The 19,719-nt window shown below is 46.4% G+C and carries 13 protein-coding genes; 3 read left to right on the forward strand and 10 right to left on the reverse strand.

Features of this window, described 5'->3' with window-relative positions:
* Window positions 1-95: 95 nt before the first annotated feature.
* The 5 genes from ARA78_RS07865 to hisA all read right to left on the reverse strand — a co-directional run bounded on the left by ARA78_RS07865 (window position 96) and on the right by hisA (window position 8,799).
* A complete protein-coding gene (locus ARA78_RS07865) occupies window positions 96-479 on the reverse strand; it encodes a hypothetical protein (RefSeq protein ID WP_055271950.1) in 384 nt (127 codons plus the stop codon).
* Between the two features lie 157 nt (window positions 480-636).
* Window positions 637-2,382, reverse strand: a complete 1,746-nt coding sequence (locus ARA78_RS07870) for an ATP-binding protein (protein ID WP_015534296.1) — start codon at window positions 2,380-2,382, stop codon at window positions 637-639.
* Window positions 2,383-2,614: 232 nt separating this feature from the next.
* Complete coding sequence (locus ARA78_RS07875) at window positions 2,615-5,662, reverse strand: GtrA family protein (RefSeq protein WP_055280327.1); 3,048 nt, start codon at window positions 5,660-5,662, stop codon at window positions 2,615-2,617.
* An 85-nt stretch (window positions 5,663-5,747) separates the two neighbouring features.
* Window positions 5,748-8,021 (reverse strand): glycoside hydrolase family 9 protein, encoded by a 2,274-nt coding sequence (locus tag ARA78_RS07880; protein ID WP_015534298.1) that lies wholly within the window; start codon window positions 8,019-8,021, stop codon window positions 5,748-5,750.
* Window position 8,022: 1 nt separating this feature from the next.
* Window positions 8,023-8,799 carry a phosphoribosylformimino-5-aminoimidazole carboxamide ribotide isomerase gene (gene hisA, locus ARA78_RS07885; protein WP_015534299.1) on the reverse strand — a complete coding sequence of 259 codons (777 nt, stop codon included), beginning with the start codon at window positions 8,797-8,799 and terminating at the stop codon, window positions 8,023-8,025.
* Window positions 8,800-8,990: 191 nt separating this feature from the next.
* Here hisA and ARA78_RS07890 point away from each other — a divergent pair, with 191 nt between their 5' ends.
* On the forward strand, window positions 8,991-10,403 hold the full coding sequence (locus ARA78_RS07890; protein WP_015534300.1) for an AAA family ATPase: 1,413 nt from the start codon (window positions 8,991-8,993) through the stop codon (window positions 10,401-10,403).
* Between the two features lie 42 nt (window positions 10,404-10,445).
* On the forward strand, window positions 10,446-11,105 hold the full coding sequence (locus ARA78_RS07895; RefSeq protein WP_022217511.1) for a YesL family protein: 660 nt from the start codon (window positions 10,446-10,448) through the stop codon (window positions 11,103-11,105).
* Here the strand turns inward: ARA78_RS07895 and ARA78_RS07900 are convergent.
* The 5 genes from ARA78_RS07900 to ARA78_RS07920 form a co-directional block, all read right to left on the reverse strand.
* Window positions 11,102-11,833 carry a ComF family protein gene (locus ARA78_RS07900; protein WP_055222446.1) on the reverse strand — a complete coding sequence of 244 codons (732 nt, stop codon included), beginning with the start codon at window positions 11,831-11,833 and terminating at the stop codon, window positions 11,102-11,104. The two genes, ARA78_RS07895 and ARA78_RS07900, sit on opposite strands and share 4 nt — an antisense overlap.
* On the reverse strand, window positions 11,830-14,172 hold the full coding sequence (locus ARA78_RS07905) for an ATP-dependent RecD-like DNA helicase (RefSeq protein ID WP_055146199.1): 2,343 nt from the start codon (window positions 14,170-14,172) through the stop codon (window positions 11,830-11,832). The genes ARA78_RS07900 and ARA78_RS07905 overlap by 4 nt, the downstream gene beginning before the upstream one ends.
* Window positions 14,173-14,211: 39 nt before the next feature.
* Window positions 14,212-15,204: a rod shape-determining protein gene (locus ARA78_RS07910; RefSeq protein WP_015534302.1), complete on the reverse strand. Its 993-nt coding sequence runs from the start codon at window positions 15,202-15,204 to the stop codon at window positions 14,212-14,214.
* Between the two features lie 14 nt (window positions 15,205-15,218).
* A complete protein-coding gene (locus ARA78_RS07915) occupies window positions 15,219-17,726 on the reverse strand; it encodes a PAS domain-containing protein (protein ID WP_055280328.1) in 2,508 nt (835 codons plus the stop codon).
* 145 nt (window positions 17,727-17,871) lie between these two features.
* The gene (locus ARA78_RS07920) at window positions 17,872-18,765 is read right to left on the reverse strand and encodes a hypothetical protein (RefSeq protein WP_015534304.1); all 894 of its coding nucleotides are present in this window, start codon (window positions 18,763-18,765) and stop codon (window positions 17,872-17,874) included.
* Between the two features lie 161 nt (window positions 18,766-18,926).
* Here ARA78_RS07920 and ARA78_RS07925 point away from each other — a divergent pair, with 161 nt between their 5' ends.
* The gene (locus ARA78_RS07925; protein WP_015534305.1) at window positions 18,927-19,682 is read left to right on the forward strand and encodes a hypothetical protein; all 756 of its coding nucleotides are present in this window, start codon (window positions 18,927-18,929) and stop codon (window positions 19,680-19,682) included.
* Window positions 19,683-19,719: the final 37 nt, after the last annotated feature.

Consider the following 19,719-nt stretch of genomic DNA (forward strand, 5'->3'; position numbering starts at 1 on the left):
ATACAGGCTGTATATTGCCCAATTTCAATATACAAAAAGCCCGTCCTGTTACGAACGGGCTTCTGATTTTACAGCATGTATATATAATTTTTTTACTAAAATTGTCCATTTCCCATGTTCTGATTGTTATTTGGGTTCCGGTTATAGTTCTGGTTAGGACTCTGATTAGGATTCATATCAGCCTGCTTCCTTGCCGCCATGGCATTATCAATGTTCTGTATCTCGCTCCTGCTTATGGCTATACTGTCCTGAAGAACCTTTACATTGTTGAAATACTGGAGCAGCTCCTGAGGTGGATTCTCCTTGTTCTGCTCGTAGAAATACTTGCCAATCTCGACCATGTTCCTGTCGATCATCTGCACCTCATTTGATATCTTGTTGTTGAGCTTTGCCTTCTGCGCTGCGTCCTTCGTCTCATCCACCGCATTATTTGCAAACTTCTTGGTCTTGTTGAACACATCCTGGAAAAAATCTGACATATCATATACCTCCATGTAATATAGATCTTTCTTTATCTGCCTTAATATATCCATGTAAAACTAAAAAAACCGGGAATATGGGTGTTGATTCCATAATCCCCGATTTTTTATTTGACTTTGTTTCTCACTATGTCATGTATACTTATGGCCTTTCACATCAGTCGTCTATGTACTTATTCAGTGTATCAACCACATCATTGAGATTATAAGGCTTTGCGATATAATCATCAAGCTGGTTCTCAAGGATCCTCTCCTTGTCACCGAACATGGCTCTCGCCGTAACCGCAATGATCGGAAGTCTCTTTCTCTTCTCCTTGCGCTCTATCTCCCTGATCTCCTGTGTAGCTGCTATACCGTCCATAACTGGCATCTGTACGTCAAACAGTGCCGCATCATATATCTTGGTCTTGAACAGTTCAACAGCCTTCTGGCCATTCTCAGCTATATCGTATGAGAATCCTGCCATACCGAGAAGCTTACCGATAACCTGCTGGTTGACCGGCTCATCCTCTGCAACAAGTATCCTTGCCTTGCTGTGTGCATTGATGGAGAATACTGCAGGCTCCTCCTTCTCTTTGAGGAACTCATCTGCTGCATCTGCCGCTTTGATAACCTTGAGTGGTATCTCGACGATGAATGTTGAACCTATATCTTCCTTACTCTGAACTGTTATGTTACCACCCATCAGCTCAACGATCTGCTTGGTGATGACAAGTCCCAGACCTGAACCACCGTACTTTCTTGTATCTGATGCATCTACCTGGCTGAATCTTATGAACAGCTTGCTCATATTAGCCTCTGAGATACCTATACCGGTATCTGCAACTGCCATTCTGATCTTAATCTTGTTGTCCCCATCATCCATGGATGCTATCTTGACTCTTACGCTTCCCTCGGATGTAAACTTGATAGCATTTGAAAGCAGGCAGTTGAGAACCTGCTGGATTCTCTGTCCATCACCGCGGACAAGCTTTGGAATATTGCTTCCAAATGAACAGTCGAGCTGCAGTCCCTTGTTGGTTGCGATCGGAACCTGTGCAGCAACTGTGTCCTCAATGGCAGTCCTGATGTCAAATGTCTCTTCCTTGATCTTGTACTTACCAGCCTCAAGCTTGCTTATATCAAGAATATCATTGATAAGTCTGAGCAGTGTGTCTGCACAGTTCTTAGCTGTGATAAGGTTATCTCTGTAATCAGCCTGAAGATCCTCAGCCATAAGTGTGAGCTGGAGCATACCGAGAATACCGTTTATAGGTGTTCTTATCTCGTGGCTCATGTTTGCAAGGAACTCGGCCTGTGTCTTGTATGCTGCATTCGCATCCACGATGGCCTTGCTGAGCTTCTCCTCAGTCTCCTTCTGCTTGGTCACATCTATGACTACCATGTTGATGTAATCAGCCTCAGACTTATACATAACCGTGTTGAACACCTTCTGAAGTGACTCCATGGTGATCTCAACATCCATCAGATCTCCCTCTTTGGTGCCGGAGTTGTTATAAGCTGTGAACCATGCATTGATATCCTGAAGTACCTCTATCTTGCTCTCCTTCAGTATCTTGTCCTTGTAGTCAGACACATCGAGCTTGAAATACTCCCCAAATATCTCATTGGCGTCTACTATCTCGTAGTTTGTTCCGTTGACAGGATCATTAACGATCCTCGCCTGTGCAAATCCTATAGGAAGGTTCATGAAAAGCTTCTTATACTTATCAGACTTTCCTGCTGATCCCATGTTGCCATCTCCGAATACCAGTAATACCAGAACAGCAACGACCGCTGCCAGGACGCCACATATAATAGCTCCCACACCTATACCGGCGACTCCCAGCACTCCCGCCAGCAAAGCCAGAACAGCCATGGCCAGTGCAAGCGGCTTAATCCCAATTTCCTTAATTTTGTCCATTAATGCACCTCTGTTTCTATAAATATTGCGTTTGCCACATAGACACTCCTATGCATATCCACATGGATACATTATATTATAAATAATTATTAAGGTCAACGCTCATATAGTTTTTTATGCTGAATAATGTACAAATTTTCTCTGTTATTTTGTACATATTGGACTACTTTTTATGACTTTTCAGCCATTTCACCTCGTTATTATGTATATTTTATCTTTCTACAGATCTGCATTACTCTATCGCTGCTTCATCATCTGTCCGATCCTCATCCTCTGGCTTACCCTTTTTACTTCCGCGCTTCTCCTTGATGGTCTTCGCATTCATAAGCAGTGCAAACACAAGCCATCCGGCAAATGTGAATATCAGGCCGCTCTTGAGTCCTCTAGGGAAATACTTGAACTCTATCACATGGTCTCCCTTCTCGAGATCCAGTGCGATAAATGCTCCCGCAACAGTCTGTATATCGGTCTTTCTGCCATCAACATAGGCAGTCCAGCCCGAATCATATGGTATGGATGTGAACATCAGGCCAGCCTCATCGACTGATATATGTCCCTTCACATATCCATCCTCAAATTTGTTGATATTTAACTGATTGTCAGCCCATCTCTCATACGCCTGGTCAAATGCAGCACCGTTGAGAGTGGCTATCGTAAGTCTTGCAGATGTATTGTCAGGTACACCCGCAGAGAAATAATACTCGACCTCCACGTTGGTTCCCTTTATCAGATGTCCCACATGGTATGTCTGGTACTGTAGTCTCTCGTAATTCTGCTCCTCACCGTTCACATATATCCTTATCTTGGTGATTCCATTGCAGTTCGCTATGATGTACAGATCATTCTGTTCCTCTGTTATGTCAAAGCTGAGTCCAAAGCTCACGATACCCGGTGTGATATCGGAAAGTCCAAAGTATTCACTGTACGGATTGTCATGTGTTATCGTGATGTCATTTGAAGAGCCAGTTACCTCCGGATATATCTGGCTAAACGTACCAGCCACCCCAGTCGACTTTTCCACGAAATTATTTATACTGTCAAACATATTCGATGCGTCAGAAGTCCAGTCTTTCAGCTCGTTATTCACCATGAAGCCCAGCTTGAGCGCCCGGCTGTTCTGGTATACATCAACGCCATCCACTGTATCCACATAGTCCATATCGTAGGACATATGCTCATCCTGTCTCCTGAACAAATATCTTATGCCCAGAACCGAACTTGACACCGGATTTGCTCCGTCAAACAGAAACTCATTGGCACCTGTGTAGAAACCAAGTCCGTGCATGGCATTCACAAGGTCATTTGAAACCGTCGAACCAAACAGGCTGACTCCCTGCATATTGTAATAGATAGATTCATCCACCACCTTGGTGTTGTTGAGCTCCGTTCTATATGGAAAATGGCCTGTCTTAACAGAATCTATAGCGGCCTGCACACTAGCAGCATCGCCATAGTAATCCGGTATGTTCACCGTTCCGTTGCTCTCGTATCCCTTTGCCGCGCTGAACACGATCTCAGTCAGACACAACACTGAAAGTATAGCTGCCACTGCGAATCTGCCTTTGCCGCGGACAAGTCCCAGCACCAGGATTCCCGCCGAGTACACAGCAAACAGCACCCATGTGAGAATAATTACCGTCCTGTCCATATCAATATTCTTGTCTGCATAAACCAGTAAACCGAACGCCACGATGATTCCCAGGGCTATTCCCGGTATCTGCTTCTTGTCTGTATTTGCAATGGCCTCGTATCCCATGCTCAGCAGAATGAAGATGAACAGGAATGAAAATCTGTTCGGGATTCCGTACTGATCATGGAAGCCGTGCCATATATAGTTGAGCAGCGTATTGTTGAAGCTCATCATGAGAAATACGATCAGTATCACATTCTTAAGCTTCTCGTACCATTTGATCTTTGTATTGAAAATATATATTCCTATCAGCAGTATGGCAAATGTACCGCAGTACAGGTTCACACCGCCGTCAAACTGCTGGCTCTTTATCGGCTCAGTCAAGACAAACATCTGCTTTATCATATCCCATATGCTTCCGTACCACTCCCATTTAGGGAAATGTCTGGTGGCAGACGCCGTGGTGTTAATCCCGATATAAGCCGGGATCAGCAGAAACGCAGACATAGCCGCAGCCATGACAGATGTTCCCGCAAATCTCAAAGTGTCCTCTGCGCCCTTGTATATGTTCTTGTGATTGGTGAGTATAAACTGGAGAACCAGGAACACACATATCATGAAACATATATAGTAGTTACACAGAAGTCCATAGAACAGACTGAGTGTGTACAGTCTGTAGTTGCTGCCGTCCTCCATCATCTGCTCGAAGCCCTGCATGATAAGCGGAAGTATCAGTATACAGTCCATCCACATGAGATTCCATGAATATCCTATGACATAGTTGCTGAGTGCATATGCCACAGCAAATGGAATGATGAGCAGGTTGTTCTTGTTCCTGCACTTGTATCCAAGATAGCTCGCCATGGTCATACCGGACAGAGCTATCTTGATACTTATGAGCAGGCACATCGCTATGTACAGATGCTCCCTGCTGAACAGCACGATTATAAAGTTCAGAGGGCAAGCCATATAGTAGGCGATTATGTCAAGCAGATTGCTTCCCATGCCTATGTCCCACGTATAGAACAGGCTTCCCTCGTTCACCAGTTTGTCATGATAATCAGAGAAGAATGGCAGATACTGGTGAAGACTGTCCACCATGGTAAGGCTGTGTCCGCCAAATGGTCCTATCTCCGCCACCACCCACAGCACGAACATAAATATCGCCGGGATGATAAAAGCGATTATCATGATATAGTTGTCAGCAAATATATCCTTTACAGGCTTTTTATCCTTCTTAAATACGAAGCATTTGCTGAATATATAGTTTATTACAAGTACAACTACCTGAATTATTATCTTTGATATAAACTCATTGTATCTGAAGGAGTCGCACAGCAGGTTGGTTCCAACGACCTCCACCACCATGGCAAACAGACGCATGCCCACAAATGATATGAACTCCCTTATGATCCGGCCTACGCTCTTCCTCTGCTCCGACCTGAACACGTAAAATCCATTTGCAAAGTAAGCAAATAATATGGCAAGCATTATCGCTATGATATTCGCCGCACTTCGCGACAGATCCGTCACAAGTCTCAACACAAAGAATGATACAAGATTCACAGCCGTGGTCATTCCTCCGGCTATAACATATCTGACCATCTCTTTCTCCATAAGCTTTTTTATTTTGTCTACATATTCATTCATATTTCCATACCGATTCCTTACATGATATTCAATAGTTATATCAAATATGATGTACTAATTATAGTTACATATTCTTAAATATTTGCTACTTGAAGTTCGCAAGAAGATATACAAGAGGTGAATTCCAGTAGATCGTTACCTCATTACATGAATAACTCTGTGCGTTGTCGACATAGCATCTCTCCTTTGGAATCTTTGCAAGAACAGCCTTCGCATATGGATCCTCAAGGTTTCCATCGGCACCGCCCACAAGCATTCCAGGCATTGCCTTGCCCAGTGCCTCTGAAGGTCTGTGGTGTGGATTCTCAGGAGTCTGTGAACCATATCCTGTCACATAACAGTAGCTGACTGCATTTCTTCCAAGTATATAGTTGAGCTGGTCTGCCGCATAGTCCACATATGAATCGTCGCCCAGAACCTTTGATGCCATGAGCAGAAGGATTCCGTTATCCGCAACGACCATGTTGCTTCCCCATACATAAGAGCCGCCTGTTGTTGAACCGAAGCCGCTGCCGGCATAGTTATCTACAAGCTTGTCAGCACCCTTCTTAAGTATCTCCTTCTCTGCTGCGCAGTCCTTTACATTTACACAGTAGTCATATATTCCATAATATCCGACATCCGCCCATCCAAGGCCGTACTTAACGCTTCCCTCGATGGCTGTCTTCACATAATCATTGTAGCTCTCATCACCTGTTGCGATATACAGCTCCGCTGCTGCCCACAGGTACTCATCGCTGTCATTGCTGTCAGGATACTCACCTGTAACTATGCTTCCAACGTTCTTAAAGCCTGCATCTCCCTGATGCTGCTCAAGATACTTCCATGCCTTCTGAGCTGCAGCAAGACATGAATCTGCAAATGCTGCATCGTACTTTCTGTATACAACTGAAGCCTTTGCCATAACAGCCGCAAAATCGCCTGTTGCTGTGTTGGATATAGGTGAGAGTATCATCTGTGCAGTCTCCTCAACAGCAGCCACCATCTCAGGGAACACCTCTCCGGTAACCTTGTGATAAACTCCGCCGCTGGTCTCATCCTGCATCTTGAGCATCCAGTCAAGCTCGTATCTGACCTCATCCAGAACGTCAGGAACACCGTTGCCGCTCTCAGGTATTCCGATAGCGTCGTCCTTTGCCGCATACTCTGAATCCTCATATGTAAGGAGCAGATCCTGTACCGCCTTTGCGCCCGGAACAACATATCTTCCGTAGTCTCCGGCATCATGCCATCCGCCGGTCACATCCTTTGCAACATCTGAGCCGTACACTATGGCAGTTCCCGTGTGACATGCAGCGTGTGCAAAATCACCGGCTATGGCTGAATCAAGCTCTGTTCCACATCTCTGGTCATAGAACATGAGCACTGACGCCTTGTATATATCGTCATACACGCCATCCCCAACAGGGAACTCGTATGATTCTGCTCCGGTGTCGAGAACTATCTTGTATGTACCCTGATCCTTGACATCAGAGAAATCTATAACCGCACATTTGTCGCCCACAGCAGGATCGTAATCCCAGCCAGATACGTCACCCTTGCTGACTACCTTGTCATCAGCGACGCTCTTTACCTCGTAGCTCTTGGCGTCTCTGTCAGTCACTGTGGCAAGCTTCTTCGCATCCTTGCCGTAACCCATCTGGTTGATGCCAACCAGCTTTGGATCAGGAATACCCTCAACGCTCTGTGCGCTTGAGGCGTCAACTACAGTGAGCTTGATATTGTCAAAGTATACCTTGTGAGGCACGCTGTCATCACCAACGCCCTCGAAATGTCCCAGATTCATACACATTCTAGGTGCCGGATCCGATGCCTCGCTCATGGTGAACTGGTTGGATATGTGCTGTGTCTCAGTGCCTATCGTTATGTCATCCATCACATAAGCGTGGTAATCACCGCCATTTATCTGAAGTCTGTACTGAATTCCTCTCTCAATGGTGCTGTGCACGTCAAATGACAGCTCATACACACAGTCCTGGTTGAGCTCAAATCCGTCATAGTATATCTGGTTCGCATAATCTAGGCTTCCTGTTCCGGTTATATCCAGACACAGTTCTCCGTTCTCTGCTCCGAGTACGGCCTGTCCGCCATTTGAATATGTATGGCACTCGTCCGTGTCATTGTCATCAAAGTTCAGGTCTATCAGGACATCCCCTGCCTTGACCTCTGTCTTCTCCTGTTCAGCCTCCTCCGAAGCAGCCTCCTCTGTCTTCTCCTCCGAGGTCGCAGCCTCGCTGGTCTCCGCCTGGCTTGTCGCCTCTGTCACATCGTCCTTGCCCTGACCTCCGCAGCCAGCCAGCATGGACATACCCATAGCCGCAGCCATCGCAATGGCCAGTACCTTCTTCATCTTTGCCATGTTAACCCTCCATAAACCTTATAATCTTCTGAAACGCCATATGTCCCCCAAAGATATCCAGTGCACTCCCTATGGTCACGTCTATCCTGTTCCTTCCGAGACTTCTGAGCTGTTCCAGATCGTCAAATGATGCCACACCTCCGGCATATGTCATCGGCAGCTTTCCCCATCTTCCAAGCATGTCCGCAACATGGGTCTCTATGCCTGACGCCTTGCCCTCCACATCCACCGCATGAACGAGATACTCGTCGCAGTATTCTGAGAGCCGGTCAAGCGTTGCCTCCTCCACCTTTACATTTGTAAATTTCTGCCATCTGTCAGTGACAATATAATACTCTCCGTCCCTCTTCCGGCAGGACAGATCCAACACTAGATGCTCTCTGCCCACAGCCTTCTCAAGTGCCTTCAGGTTGTCGTAGTTGATCTCTCCATCCCTGAACACAAATGATGTGGCTATGACATGTGACGCACCCATATCTATGAACCGCTGTGCATTGTCAGCATTTATTCCCCCGCCTATCTGCAGTCCTCCCGGATATGCAGCCAGAGCGAGCTGTGCCTGTCTTACATCGGCGTCATAGTATTCGCTGGACGCAGGATTGAGAAGTATGATATGACCACCCTTAAGTCCATAGCTTTTGTACAGTTCAGCAAAGAAGTCTCCGTCCTTCTGTGATACAAAGTTTTCATCTGCTCTGTCACCCTCATCACAGAGACTGCCTCCAACTATCTGCTTTACCTGTCCATTGTGTATGTCTATGCATGGTCTGAATCTCATATCGTCTGTCTCCTGTCGCTTTTGTCACCTTTTGGTGTAAATTTTGCTCATATAACTGCTATTTTATCATACAAAATACAAATATGACACAATAAATGGATTAACCAGGCAAAACTTTATTTGATTACATGGGCCAAAGGCTTTACAATAGATACAATTATGTGCTTTATGGAAAGGATGGGGAACAACTTATGAATTACTCACTAAAAGCCGAACTGGACAACTGCTATTCCTATGCCGATTCGCTGGACAACGACGGCTACGGTGCGCGCCAGAAGACAGGACTCAAGACAAGAGAGATGCTTCAGTTTGACCTGCTTCAGTTTCTTGCATATCTGTCCAGCTCCGACCAGGCAGAACTTACCCTGGAGATAAAATTTGTCCGCGAATACCTGAACCAGCACTTTACAACAGACAAATTCCGCACATTCAAATATGAGAGAACAACCGGGGATTTTGCCGTGACACCACCTAGATCCCTTACATATTTTGTACAGGGCGATCTGGCCCGGGCAAAGGTAAATCCCAGATCAGTATACCGTTCCAGAGATTACGTCAGAATGTTCAAGCTCATGGGTCAGGAATTCATCGCCTGCAACAACATGACTGACGACAACGAGATAGCAAGGCTCACAGGCTACTGCCTCATGCTCGACAAATATCTCAAGTCCATGAACCTGTACGCCATAGATCCAAGCCCACTGCTCGACAAGTACAACGCACTCCCAAAGAGTGCTTCCCCAGTCTCACAGACTCCGGCTAAGTCGACAGCTTCCGAAAGGGCTGAACCCGTCAAGGATGTGGACACTCTTCTCGAGGAACTGAATTCCATGACCGGACTCGAGAGCGTGAAGAAGGACATCACCAACCTCGTAAACCTTCTGAAGATCAAGAAGCTCCGCGAGGAAAACGGCATGAAACAACCGTCCGTATCTCTCCACCTTGTATTCTCCGGCAATCCGGGAACAGGAAAGACCACGGTGGCAAGACTTCTTGCAAATATCTATAAGGGTCTGGGCATACTGTCAAGAGGACAGCTTGTCGAGGTCGACAGAGGCGGACTTGTTGTGGGATATATTGGTCAGACAGCCGTCAAGACAACCGAGGTCATAGAATCAGCCCTCGGCGGGATCTTATTTATAGATGAGGCTTATACTCTCACCGCAGGCAAAGGTGAGAATGATTTCGGCCAGGAGGCAGTGGACACGCTGCTCAAAGCTATGGAGGATCACAGAGATGATCTCATAGTCATAGTTGCCGGCTACCCGGATCTCATGGAACGGTTCCTGAGCTCCAACCCGGGACTTCGTTCCAGATTCAACAAATTCATCACATTTGAGGATTACACCGGGGACGAGCTTATGTCCATCTTCGAGAGCATGTGTTCCAAGCAGGAATACAAGCTGGACGATGATGCCCGCGCATACGCCTCAGAATACTGGCACGACAAAGCCGCACATCACGACGATACATTTGCCAACGCCCGTGAAGTCCGTAACTTTATGGAATCCGCCATATCCAGGCAGGCCACCAGAATAGTTTCCATGGACAACATTGACGTAGCCACACTTGAGACCCTTACAAAGGAAGATCTGATGGCTTAGGCTTGTAATATTTTTTGGATAAAGAAAGAGAGGTATTTTATTTTGAACAGATCATTATCGACAGATAATCCTATCATGAATTTTCTAACCATAGTGTGCGATATAGTAATATTGCATTTTCTGTGGCTGCTGACTTCCTTGCCAATCCTCACGATAGGTGCATCGACCACAGCGCTCTACTACACCACCATGAAATGCATCAGAAACGGTCAGGGCGGCGTGGTCAAGCTGTTCTTCAAGAGCTTCAGGGAGAATTTCAAACAGGCCACAGGGATAGGAGTTCTGGCTCTGCTTGCCGGTGTCCTGTGTGCATTTGACATGTGGTTCGCCGTGAGCAGGAACATCAAGAGTATGCTGGTCATATTCACCATCATGTCACTTATCTACCTGTTCACTGTACTGTATGTATTCCCACTTCAGGCGCAGTTTGAGAACACAGTCAAAGCGACCATCAAGAACGCATTCCTCATGTCCATCAAGAATCTTCCATGGACACTTCTCATGGTTGCGATAACGGCAGCGATCGCAGCGGGATGCTATTTCAGCTCCACCGTGCTCGGTCTTATGCTCATATGTGTCGCAGGACTTCACGCTTATCTGTGCTCACTGGTATTTGTACACATCTTCAACGAGTACATGCCGGAGGAGGAAGAGAAGAGCGACGAGGACTTCCATATAGTTGACGATACAGACGAGGACTAACACCCCTTGCCAACACATACAGATGAATAATATACATGGCGTGCGCCGGCTTTCTTCAGAAGGCCGGCGCACACGTCTATGGTGACACCGGTTGTATATATGTCATCCACAAGCAGGATATTTCTGTACTCCGGGTACACTCTGCCTATGTCCATGGATGTCTTTATGTTGTTTGCCCTCTCCAGGTTGTCCAATTTCTTCTGCGGTGTGGTGTACTTTCTTCTCACCAGCATATCCTCACAGAATGGAAGCCCCAGTTCATCAGCGACAACCTTCGCCAGTACAGCCGCCTGATTGTAGCCGCGCTGTCTCTGCTTTCTCCTGTGCAAAGGTACACAGGTGACCGCATCTATTCCATACCTTCTGACATACGGGCGCACCTTCTCCGCCATCTGAGCTCCGTAGAAATCACAATATTCTTTTTTGTTATGGTATTTTATCGCCAGAACACTGGCTTTGACGGGTTCCATGTAATTAAATACGGGGAAACCTCTTTCGAAATTTCTTGAATGTTTTTCACAGTCCAGACAGAGCTCCCGCTCTTCACTGTCGACCTCCTTGCCGCACACCATACATGACGGAGGCTTCACATAGGGAAGGCTGTTATGCCCTCTGCATATCAGCCCTTCTCCCATCGGAAGCACCTCGTCACATATCGCACACCGGCGGGGATACAGGAGATCCGTGAGCAGTCGTCCGAACCCGAACTTATCTGCGCATCGTTTCATCTTCTCTCCATCTCCCTGAGTCTCAGTGCAAATGAGGTGTATCTCTTCTGTTCATCCTCATTGTCTATCATCGTATTTACCAGTCCTATATTGCCCACTATGACCACGCTTCTTCTGGCTCTCGTCACCGCCGTATACAGCAGGTTTCTGTTCAAAAGCTTAGGTGGGCATCTGAGAAGCGGGATCACAACCACGGGATACTCACTTCCCTGCGACTTATGTATGGTTATCGCAAATGCATGCTCAAGCTCCTCAAGCTGGTTGTATGGATACTCAGTCTGTCTTCCATCGTCAAATTCCACCACGATCCTCTGCTCGTAGTCGTCAACAGCCTTTACAAATCCAATATCGCCGTTGAACACTCCGACTCCTTCCTCCTTGGCAAATCTGCCCGACGGATCCAGTATCTTCCACTCCTGCTTGTAATTGTTCTTGACCTGCATGACCTTATCGCCCTGTCTGAACACCACATCGCCCCGGTCATGCTCGGGTTTTCCATGTCCCTCCGGATTGAGGACATCCTGAAGCTGCTTGTTGAGGTTCTCAACACCCATATCATACTTACGCATAGGTGTCAGCACCTGTATATCCGATTTATCCACACCAAAATATGATGGAAGCTGCTTTGTCAGAAGCACCTTGAGCTCTGCCACGATCTCATTGTAGCCATTCCTTGGAACAAAGAAGAAATCCCTGCTCTTGTTCTTGATCTCCACATGCTCTCCATCCTTTATCCTGTGGGCATTGCCTATGATATCGCTGTCCTCGCCCTGTCTGTATATCCTGTCCAGCACCGACACGCTGAACACACCGGACGCTATGATATCCTTGAGCACATTTCCCGGGCCAACTGACGGAAGCTGATCCGAATCACCCACAAGCACAAGCCTTGTGCCCGGAGCCACAGCCTTGAGCAGACTGTAGAAAATGCTGCTGTCAACCATGGACATCTCATCTATTATGATAACATCGGCCTCAAGTGGATTGCTCTCATTCCGCATAAATGTATACGCAGAAGTCTCTTCTCCTTCCACTCCGCCCGTAAGCTCGAGCATTCTGTGTATGGTCTGTGCTCCGTATCCTGTGGCCTCTGTTATCCTCTTGGCTGCACGTCCTGTAGGCGCAGCGAGAACTATCTTCATCCTGAAGCTCTCGTATATCTTGATAAGTACATTTATGATCGTTGTCTTTCCGGTTCCAGGGCCTCCGGTTATGACCGCAACGCCGTGATCCACGGCATTTCTTATGGCAAGTCTCTGGGCATCAGCCAGCTTCATATTCTCTGACTTTTCTACCGTCTCAACAACCTTGTCTATCTTGAGCTTTGCCTTTGAGAAATCTATGTTGAGCTCACACAGAAGTCTTGCCGAATTGAGCTCCATATAATAATTAGGTGCTGCATACACGGCATTTGTCACGTTTGACTCTGACTCCGTATCCAGCAAATCCATGTCTATGTCAGCCACCGGATCATCAAGGCTCACATCTGGGAGCTCCCCTGAATCTGGATCGTCCTTCAACTCCTTTATGATTATCTTGCCGGCAACGCTGAGCTCAAGTATCTGATTGCATATAGACATCTCAAGCTCCGGATCATATGGCATGTACTCATTCATCAGCAATGAATATGTCTTGTCTACCAGCATCTTCTGGGGAATATACATATGGCCAAGTCCATTTGCACCGGATAGGGCATACATAATAGCGGCTCTTACCCTGAAATCCGAATCTCTTCCGATACCAAGTCTGTCCGCAATCTCGTCCGCTGTCCTGAATCCAACGCCCGTTATATCCTCTGCTATCTTATAGGGATTTGTCCTCACTATGTCGTACACTTCGTCACCGTATTCATTGTAGATCTTTACAGCGAGGTTCACCGGGATATTGAGACCGGTCAGGAACATGAGCGCATCCTGCATCTCTTTCTTCTCGTTGTATGACACGGCAATGTCTCTGGCCTTCCTCTCTGATATTCCACGTATCTCCGCAAGGCGCTCCGGCTCTTCCTCGATTATCCTGAGTGAGTCCATGCGAAACTTCTTCACTATACGTTTTGCCAGAGCCTCTCCGACACCCTTTATGATGCCCGAACCGAGGTACTTCTCAATACTGAGCACATCATCCGGCATCTTGATCTCACATGAGGTGAATTTGAACTGCAAATCATAAGTTGGATGCTCTACATAATCCCCCTCCGCCGATACATAGATTCCCTCTGCAACGCCGTGAAGATTCCCCACAAAAATATCTTCGCCGTCCTCGCCCTCAACGGCGAAGACGGCGTACCCATTGTCTTCATTCTTATATATAACTTTCTCTACGTAACCTTCTCTTACCAAGTTTTCTCTCCTCTGAAGACTGAGTCCTCAGCTCCTGTCTTAATTGTTCTTCTCGCTGAGAAGCTCGATGTACTTTCCTGTACCAATGGCCACCGCTCTGAGTGGATCCTCCGCTGTCATGGTGGTTATTCCTGTCTTCTCCTCAAGCAGCTCCTCAAGTCCGTGGAGCAGCGCACCACCACCAGTCAGAACTATACCACGATCTGCAATATCAGCAGCAAGCTCAGGAGGAGTTCTCTCCAGAACTGAATGAACAGCTTCACATATCTGGGACGCAGGCTCACGAAGTGCCTCCTCCGTCTCATCCGATGTGACCGTAACAGTCTTCGGAAGACCGGTTACAAGGTTTCTGCCTCGTATATCCAACGTTATATTCTCAGGTCTTCTGTAACATGTACCTATCTTGATCTTGATCTCCTCGGCGGTTCTCTCTCCTATGAGAAGGTTATGCTTCTTTCTCATGAATCTGACAACTGCCTCATCAAAATCATCTCCGGCCACCTTAATGGATGCACTGACAACAGGACCTCCGAGAGAGATGACTGCTATATCGGCAGTTCCACCACCTATATCAACTATCATGTTACCACATGGTCTGTATATATCTATTCCTGCGCCAATGGCTGCTGCCACAGGCTCCTCAATTATGGACACATCCCTGGCACCGGCCGCATAAGTTGCATCCTCAACTGCCTTCTTCTCAACCTCTGTAACCTGAGAAGGTACACATACGCTGATCCTAGGTCGTCTTCCAAAATAACTCCTTCCGACAGCCTTCTGTATGAAATACTTGAGCATCTTCTCTGTTATCGTATAATCAGAGATTACGCCCTGCCTGAGAGGTCTGATGGCCACTATATTACCCGGAGTTCTTCCAAGCATAAGTCTCGCCTCTTCACCAATAGCCACTATCTTATTAGTATCCCTGTCGTATGCAACTACTGAAGGCTCCTTGAGTACGACTCCTTTGCCTTTCACATACACCAGTATACTGGCTGTACCTAAATCTATACCAATATCTGCGCTTGCCATCACAAGTCTCCCTTCTATTCGTTCACGTCCCTTAATATTACAAGAGATGCATTGCTGCCGTCAAGCCATTTCATGCTAACTTCAGTCAAATCCATGATCTTGTCGAGACTTCTTATATAGCTTCTCCAGTTGACCTCCTTGCTGTCCGTAACCAGATGCTGATCCGGACCTCCCATGAGCTTGTACTTATCTCTGAGATTCTCTATAAGGAGCTTACTGTCCTTGTCTGTAAAATCATATCCAAGCATATCGTTCAGAGTCCTGTTCGAGAACAGCACTCTTCCAGTATCAACTTCTCTAATAAATATACCCTCATCAATATAGTTATATGTATCGAGGAGAACACTGTTTATGCGTTTAACGCTGTCATCGCTCTCTATCTTCTCAAGGGCACTTCTGAGTACATCACCTGTCTGTTTTACAAATTCAATCTCCTCTGTGGTCCACAATTTGTTGATAGAGGTATTCGCCAGCACAAATACCGCTCCATAATTGCCATTGACATACACAGGAACTGCGGTAAAACTCTTAACAGGACCCCCTGTCATGATCTTCTTAGCTGCTTCATCCATATGCTTTGCATCTATCACAAGGTATCCCTTGTCCACCAGCTTGCCCGAGCCCTGACCATTCTGCCATGATCTGAACTTCATGTTGGCGCGCTGCCACTCTGTCACATACTCCTCTGCAGACATGCTCTGATTCTTGGACCAGATATACTGGCAATCCAGATCTCCCTGCTTGTCCTTCACATACAGGGCTGCCACGTCAGCATTTAAGACCTCGCCCACCTGTGCTATCACGTCATTGATAACCTGCTGGGAGCTCTTATCTGAAGTGTTCAGGGCATCAAGCAGAATCTTCTGCCACTGCAGCTTGTTCTCCATTATGACCTCCTCTGACTTGGCACGGATCGCCTCCTTTGCCAGGATCTGAGAGCTGAATGCGTATTCGGAGAAAATGCGTCCAAGCTGCCACTGCACCTTGTATACGCTCTCCATTTTCTTCGCATCCTCGTCATCATATGAGCAGCATATCCATGTTGCCACATGCTTGCCATCTATCATGATTGGTGCACCACAGATCATACTTCCCGTGATGTCATCGTCCATTTCCATCATAACCGGAACATTGTTCCTGAGAACTACCTCATTTAGCTTCATATATATCTGCTTATACTGAGGCTTCTCAAACATATCATAGAAATAACCCATATGCTTCTGAGGGCCGGCCGGCTCAACCATCTTCTTGCCCACAGGATCTATGATAGTTGTATAAAGTCCTGTGAGTGCAGAGAACGCCTTCGTTATCAGAGTCCACTTCTCGGTATCTATCTGATTCCTTTCCTCATCCGACTGGGTATTTGTCTTCATAATGTATGAGAGCTTGTCATCGAACTCCTTCTTAGCGCGCTCAACACTGTTCTCAAGAGCCTTCTTGTCCGTAATATCAGATATAAAATACTCAACCGTGTATGTGTTATCAGCCGCCTGTGTCACAGAGCTCTGGGACTTCACCCAGATAACCTCGCCTCTGTCGTTGACTATCCTGAACTCTTCCTCGTAGTCCTTGTCCTCGCGCTTCGTGGCGTTTCTGACATTCGCCATAACCCTGCTTCTGTCCTTCGGATGGATATAATCCTCTATGAGTCTGTCACCAAGCTTGATGGCATCCACATTTATTCCCATCTGCTTGGCGTTCGGGGTTATATACTTGAAGATCGGTCTGCCATTCTCGTACTGCTGTACCATGACAAAGCTCTTGATCTTAGACATGGCAGATAATATATACGCCGCCTGATCCTCATTGTATCCTGTCTCCTTGTCCTTTATGAACAGGAGCTCTATTCCATCCATGTCGCCATCTGTGGTTCTCACGATGTGACACTTAAGTCTCATCTTATTTATATCTCTGTGAGCTGATACGATCCTAGTCTCCATCTCAAAATCATCCACTCCGGTATTCTGAACCTTGTAGAGCTGTCCGATCAGAAGGTCATAATCACTCTTAGGGAGCAGGTCGCTGAGTCCCACCAGCCCACTGTAGAAATTGCCATCTGTATATCCATACTCAGATATGTTCTTAGATACGTATCTCGTTCTCCATACACCCTCCGGCTTATACAGATACAGAGCTATAACGCCTATATGGTTTATAATCCTCTCAAGACTCACGCTTCCTATCGTAACGTCTGATCGAAGCTCAAACAATACCATATACGCCTTCTTGTCACCATATTCAAACTGGTTGACAAATCCACTGACTACATATCTGTCCTTGTCGTTAACTATAAGTCCAAGTCTGTGCCATATGATAGCCTTCTTGTCGTCAAGTGTCGGCCAGAACTCATCGCTGACCATAAACTTATCCGGCTCCATGGCAATGGATTCAACATCCGAACCCACGATCTTAACTGCGGCATTGTTTATGCTGAGGACTTCACCATCCTCGCAGAACACAACCGCAGGATATTCAACTATTCCCAGAAAATCTGAATAACCACTAAGTCTGTTTATCTCCATAAATATCTCTCCATATATCCACTGCACAAGTGCAGTTTTATCCCATTATTATACACCCCGTATATTATTTACCCCTTAATGCACATAAAACTTTCCTATGTCCCATCACATAGAAAAGTTTCATGTTACCATATATCATATATTACTACTGTGCATCCTCAGCATCACTAACCATAGCAGTTGCCTCGCTCTTCAGTCCGGTAAATGCCTTGTCGGCAACATCCTTTGTTGAAGCACATGCAGAAATAACATTGTCCAGTGATGACAGAAGATCTGACATATATCTGCTTACGCTCTCGCACTCCTTCTTCACATTGTTGCGAAGTCTGGTTGCATCATCTGTGGCTGCATTTCTTGTATTGGCAGCATCCTTCTGAGCTTCCTCTCTCATAACCTTGCACTCGTAATCTGTCTTTGCCGACAGAGCCTCTGCATCTGCGTGAGATTTATTTCTTGTCTTCTCTGCCTCTGAGTATGCCTCATCCTTCATGCTGTTGCACTTTGCCTCGGTCTGATCATACATCTGCTGGCACTGTATCTCTGTATCTGTCTGGAGCTTTGTGCATCTCTCCTTGACATCTGTCTCGTATGCCTCGAGCTCTGCAGTTATAGTATTCTTCTTGTCTGTGCACTCCTTCTCAGTCTGTGCGATCAGTGCGTCTGCGCTCTCACGGGCCTCAAGAAGTGTTCTTGATATTGACTCGTATCTTCCTGCATTCTCAAGCTCTCTCTGCTTGTATGCATTGATCTGCTCCTTGAGTGACTCTATCTCGCTCTCCTGCTCTGAATTGGTCTTCTTGAGAGTCTCTATGGTCTTGGAAGACTCTGTCATATTGACCTCTCTCATGGTCTTGAGACTCAGAACAGCCTCGCTGAGCTTGTTGACGTTCGCCTTAAGCTCCTCTACTTCTTTATTGTGCTTTTCCTTAAGTTCATCAATATAGTAATCAACGGATGCCTTATCATATCCACCAAACTTCACTGTCTTCAGTGATTCTACTCTATCGTCAGTTACAACATCTTCTACCTGTTTTGCCATGACCTTACCTCCGAAAAACTAATCCTATTGTAGATACTCCGTAATTATAGCACACATAATTCTGTAAGCAAAGTATTTTTACCTTTTATGATTACAAACCACTTTTTTTATGCTATATTGTAACTGCTCATTGAATTTAAATTTTACGGAGGATCATATAGATGAAACACCATTCAAAACTTGTCATATTAGGTCTCGCGGCAACCCTCGTGATGACATCACTCACAGGCTGTCTTCACCGCAAGAAGACCACCTATCAGACATACATGCAGAACATTCTCGACGTCAACTACAAAGGAAGCTTTGACGGATACGTGAAGGACAACGACGGCTCCGAGGAGGACGCCTCAGCCATGTACAGCGACAGCATAGATTATCTGGCCGGCCAGCTCATCAATCATTACTCACTGAACAACGCAGAGACAGACGAGGTGGATGCTATATTTGACGAGACCGCAAAGGTCATCTACTCCAAGGCCAAATACGAGGTGTCAAGAGCCTATAAGAGCGGAAGCGACTACTATGTGGACGTGACCGTGTATCCTATGGACATTCTCAATCAGGCATTTGACGATGTGTTCGCATATATCGACGACTATAACAAGAAGATCAGCGCCGGCGATTTCAACAACACCACAAAGGAAGATTACGAGAAAGAATTTGCCCAGGGCGTGTCGGATATCCTTCAGAATAAAGCCGCAGACATGGATTACCGCAGTCCTGTTGTGGTCTCTGTGAAGATAACCGATGACGGCGACTATTACTGTGCTGACCCGGCGGGGCTGTCCCAGGTTGATGCATCCATGCTTGCAATAGAGGGTTCCCAGCAGAGCTCAGGCTCTGACAGCTCTGACAGCTCAAGCGAGGACAGTTCAGACGAAGGCGATATCTCCTCGGGTGGCGAGACCGCCGAGTAACTATATGCATTAAGAATGTGTCTTAAGAATATACATT

The organism is Coprococcus eutactus (assembly GCF_001404675.1).
In the GTDB taxonomy this organism is placed as follows: domain Bacteria; phylum Bacillota; class Clostridia; order Lachnospirales; family Lachnospiraceae; genus Coprococcus; species Coprococcus aceti.

What these genes read in the sequence shown, in the direction of transcription:
- ARA78_RS07915 (WP_055280328.1), bottom strand. Translation starts at nt 17,726, where the DNA reads ATGGAGATAAACAGACTTAGTGGTTATTCAGATTTTCTGGGAATAGTT.
- ARA78_RS07875 (WP_055280327.1), bottom strand. Translation starts at nt 5,662, where the DNA reads ATGAATGAATATGTAGACAAAATAAAAAAGCTTATGGAGAAAGAGATG.
- ARA78_RS07920 (WP_015534304.1), bottom strand. Translation starts at nt 18,765, where the DNA reads ATGGCAAAACAGGTAGAAGATGTTGTAACTGACGATAGAGTAGAATCA.
- ARA78_RS07870 (WP_015534296.1), bottom strand. Translation starts at nt 2,382, where the DNA reads ATGGACAAAATTAAGGAAATTGGGATTAAGCCGCTTGCACTGGCCATG.
- ARA78_RS07865 (WP_055271950.1), bottom strand. Translation starts at nt 479, where the DNA reads ATGTCAGATTTTTTCCAGGATGTGTTCAACAAGACCAAGAAGTTTGCA.
- ARA78_RS07900 (WP_055222446.1), bottom strand. Translation starts at nt 11,833, where the DNA reads ATGAAACGATGCGCAGATAAGTTCGGGTTCGGACGACTGCTCACGGAT.
- ARA78_RS07925 (WP_015534305.1), top strand. Translation starts at nt 18,927, where the DNA reads ATGAAACACCATTCAAAACTTGTCATATTAGGTCTCGCGGCAACCCTC.
- hisA (WP_015534299.1), bottom strand. Translation starts at nt 8,799, where the DNA reads ATGAGATTCAGACCATGCATAGACATACACAATGGACAGGTAAAGCAG.
- ARA78_RS07910 (WP_015534302.1), bottom strand. Translation starts at nt 15,204, where the DNA reads ATGGCAAGCGCAGATATTGGTATAGATTTAGGTACAGCCAGTATACTG.
- ARA78_RS07880 (WP_015534298.1), bottom strand. Translation starts at nt 8,021, where the DNA reads ATGGCAAAGATGAAGAAGGTACTGGCCATTGCGATGGCTGCGGCTATG.
- ARA78_RS07890 (WP_015534300.1), top strand. Translation starts at nt 8,991, where the DNA reads ATGAATTACTCACTAAAAGCCGAACTGGACAACTGCTATTCCTATGCC.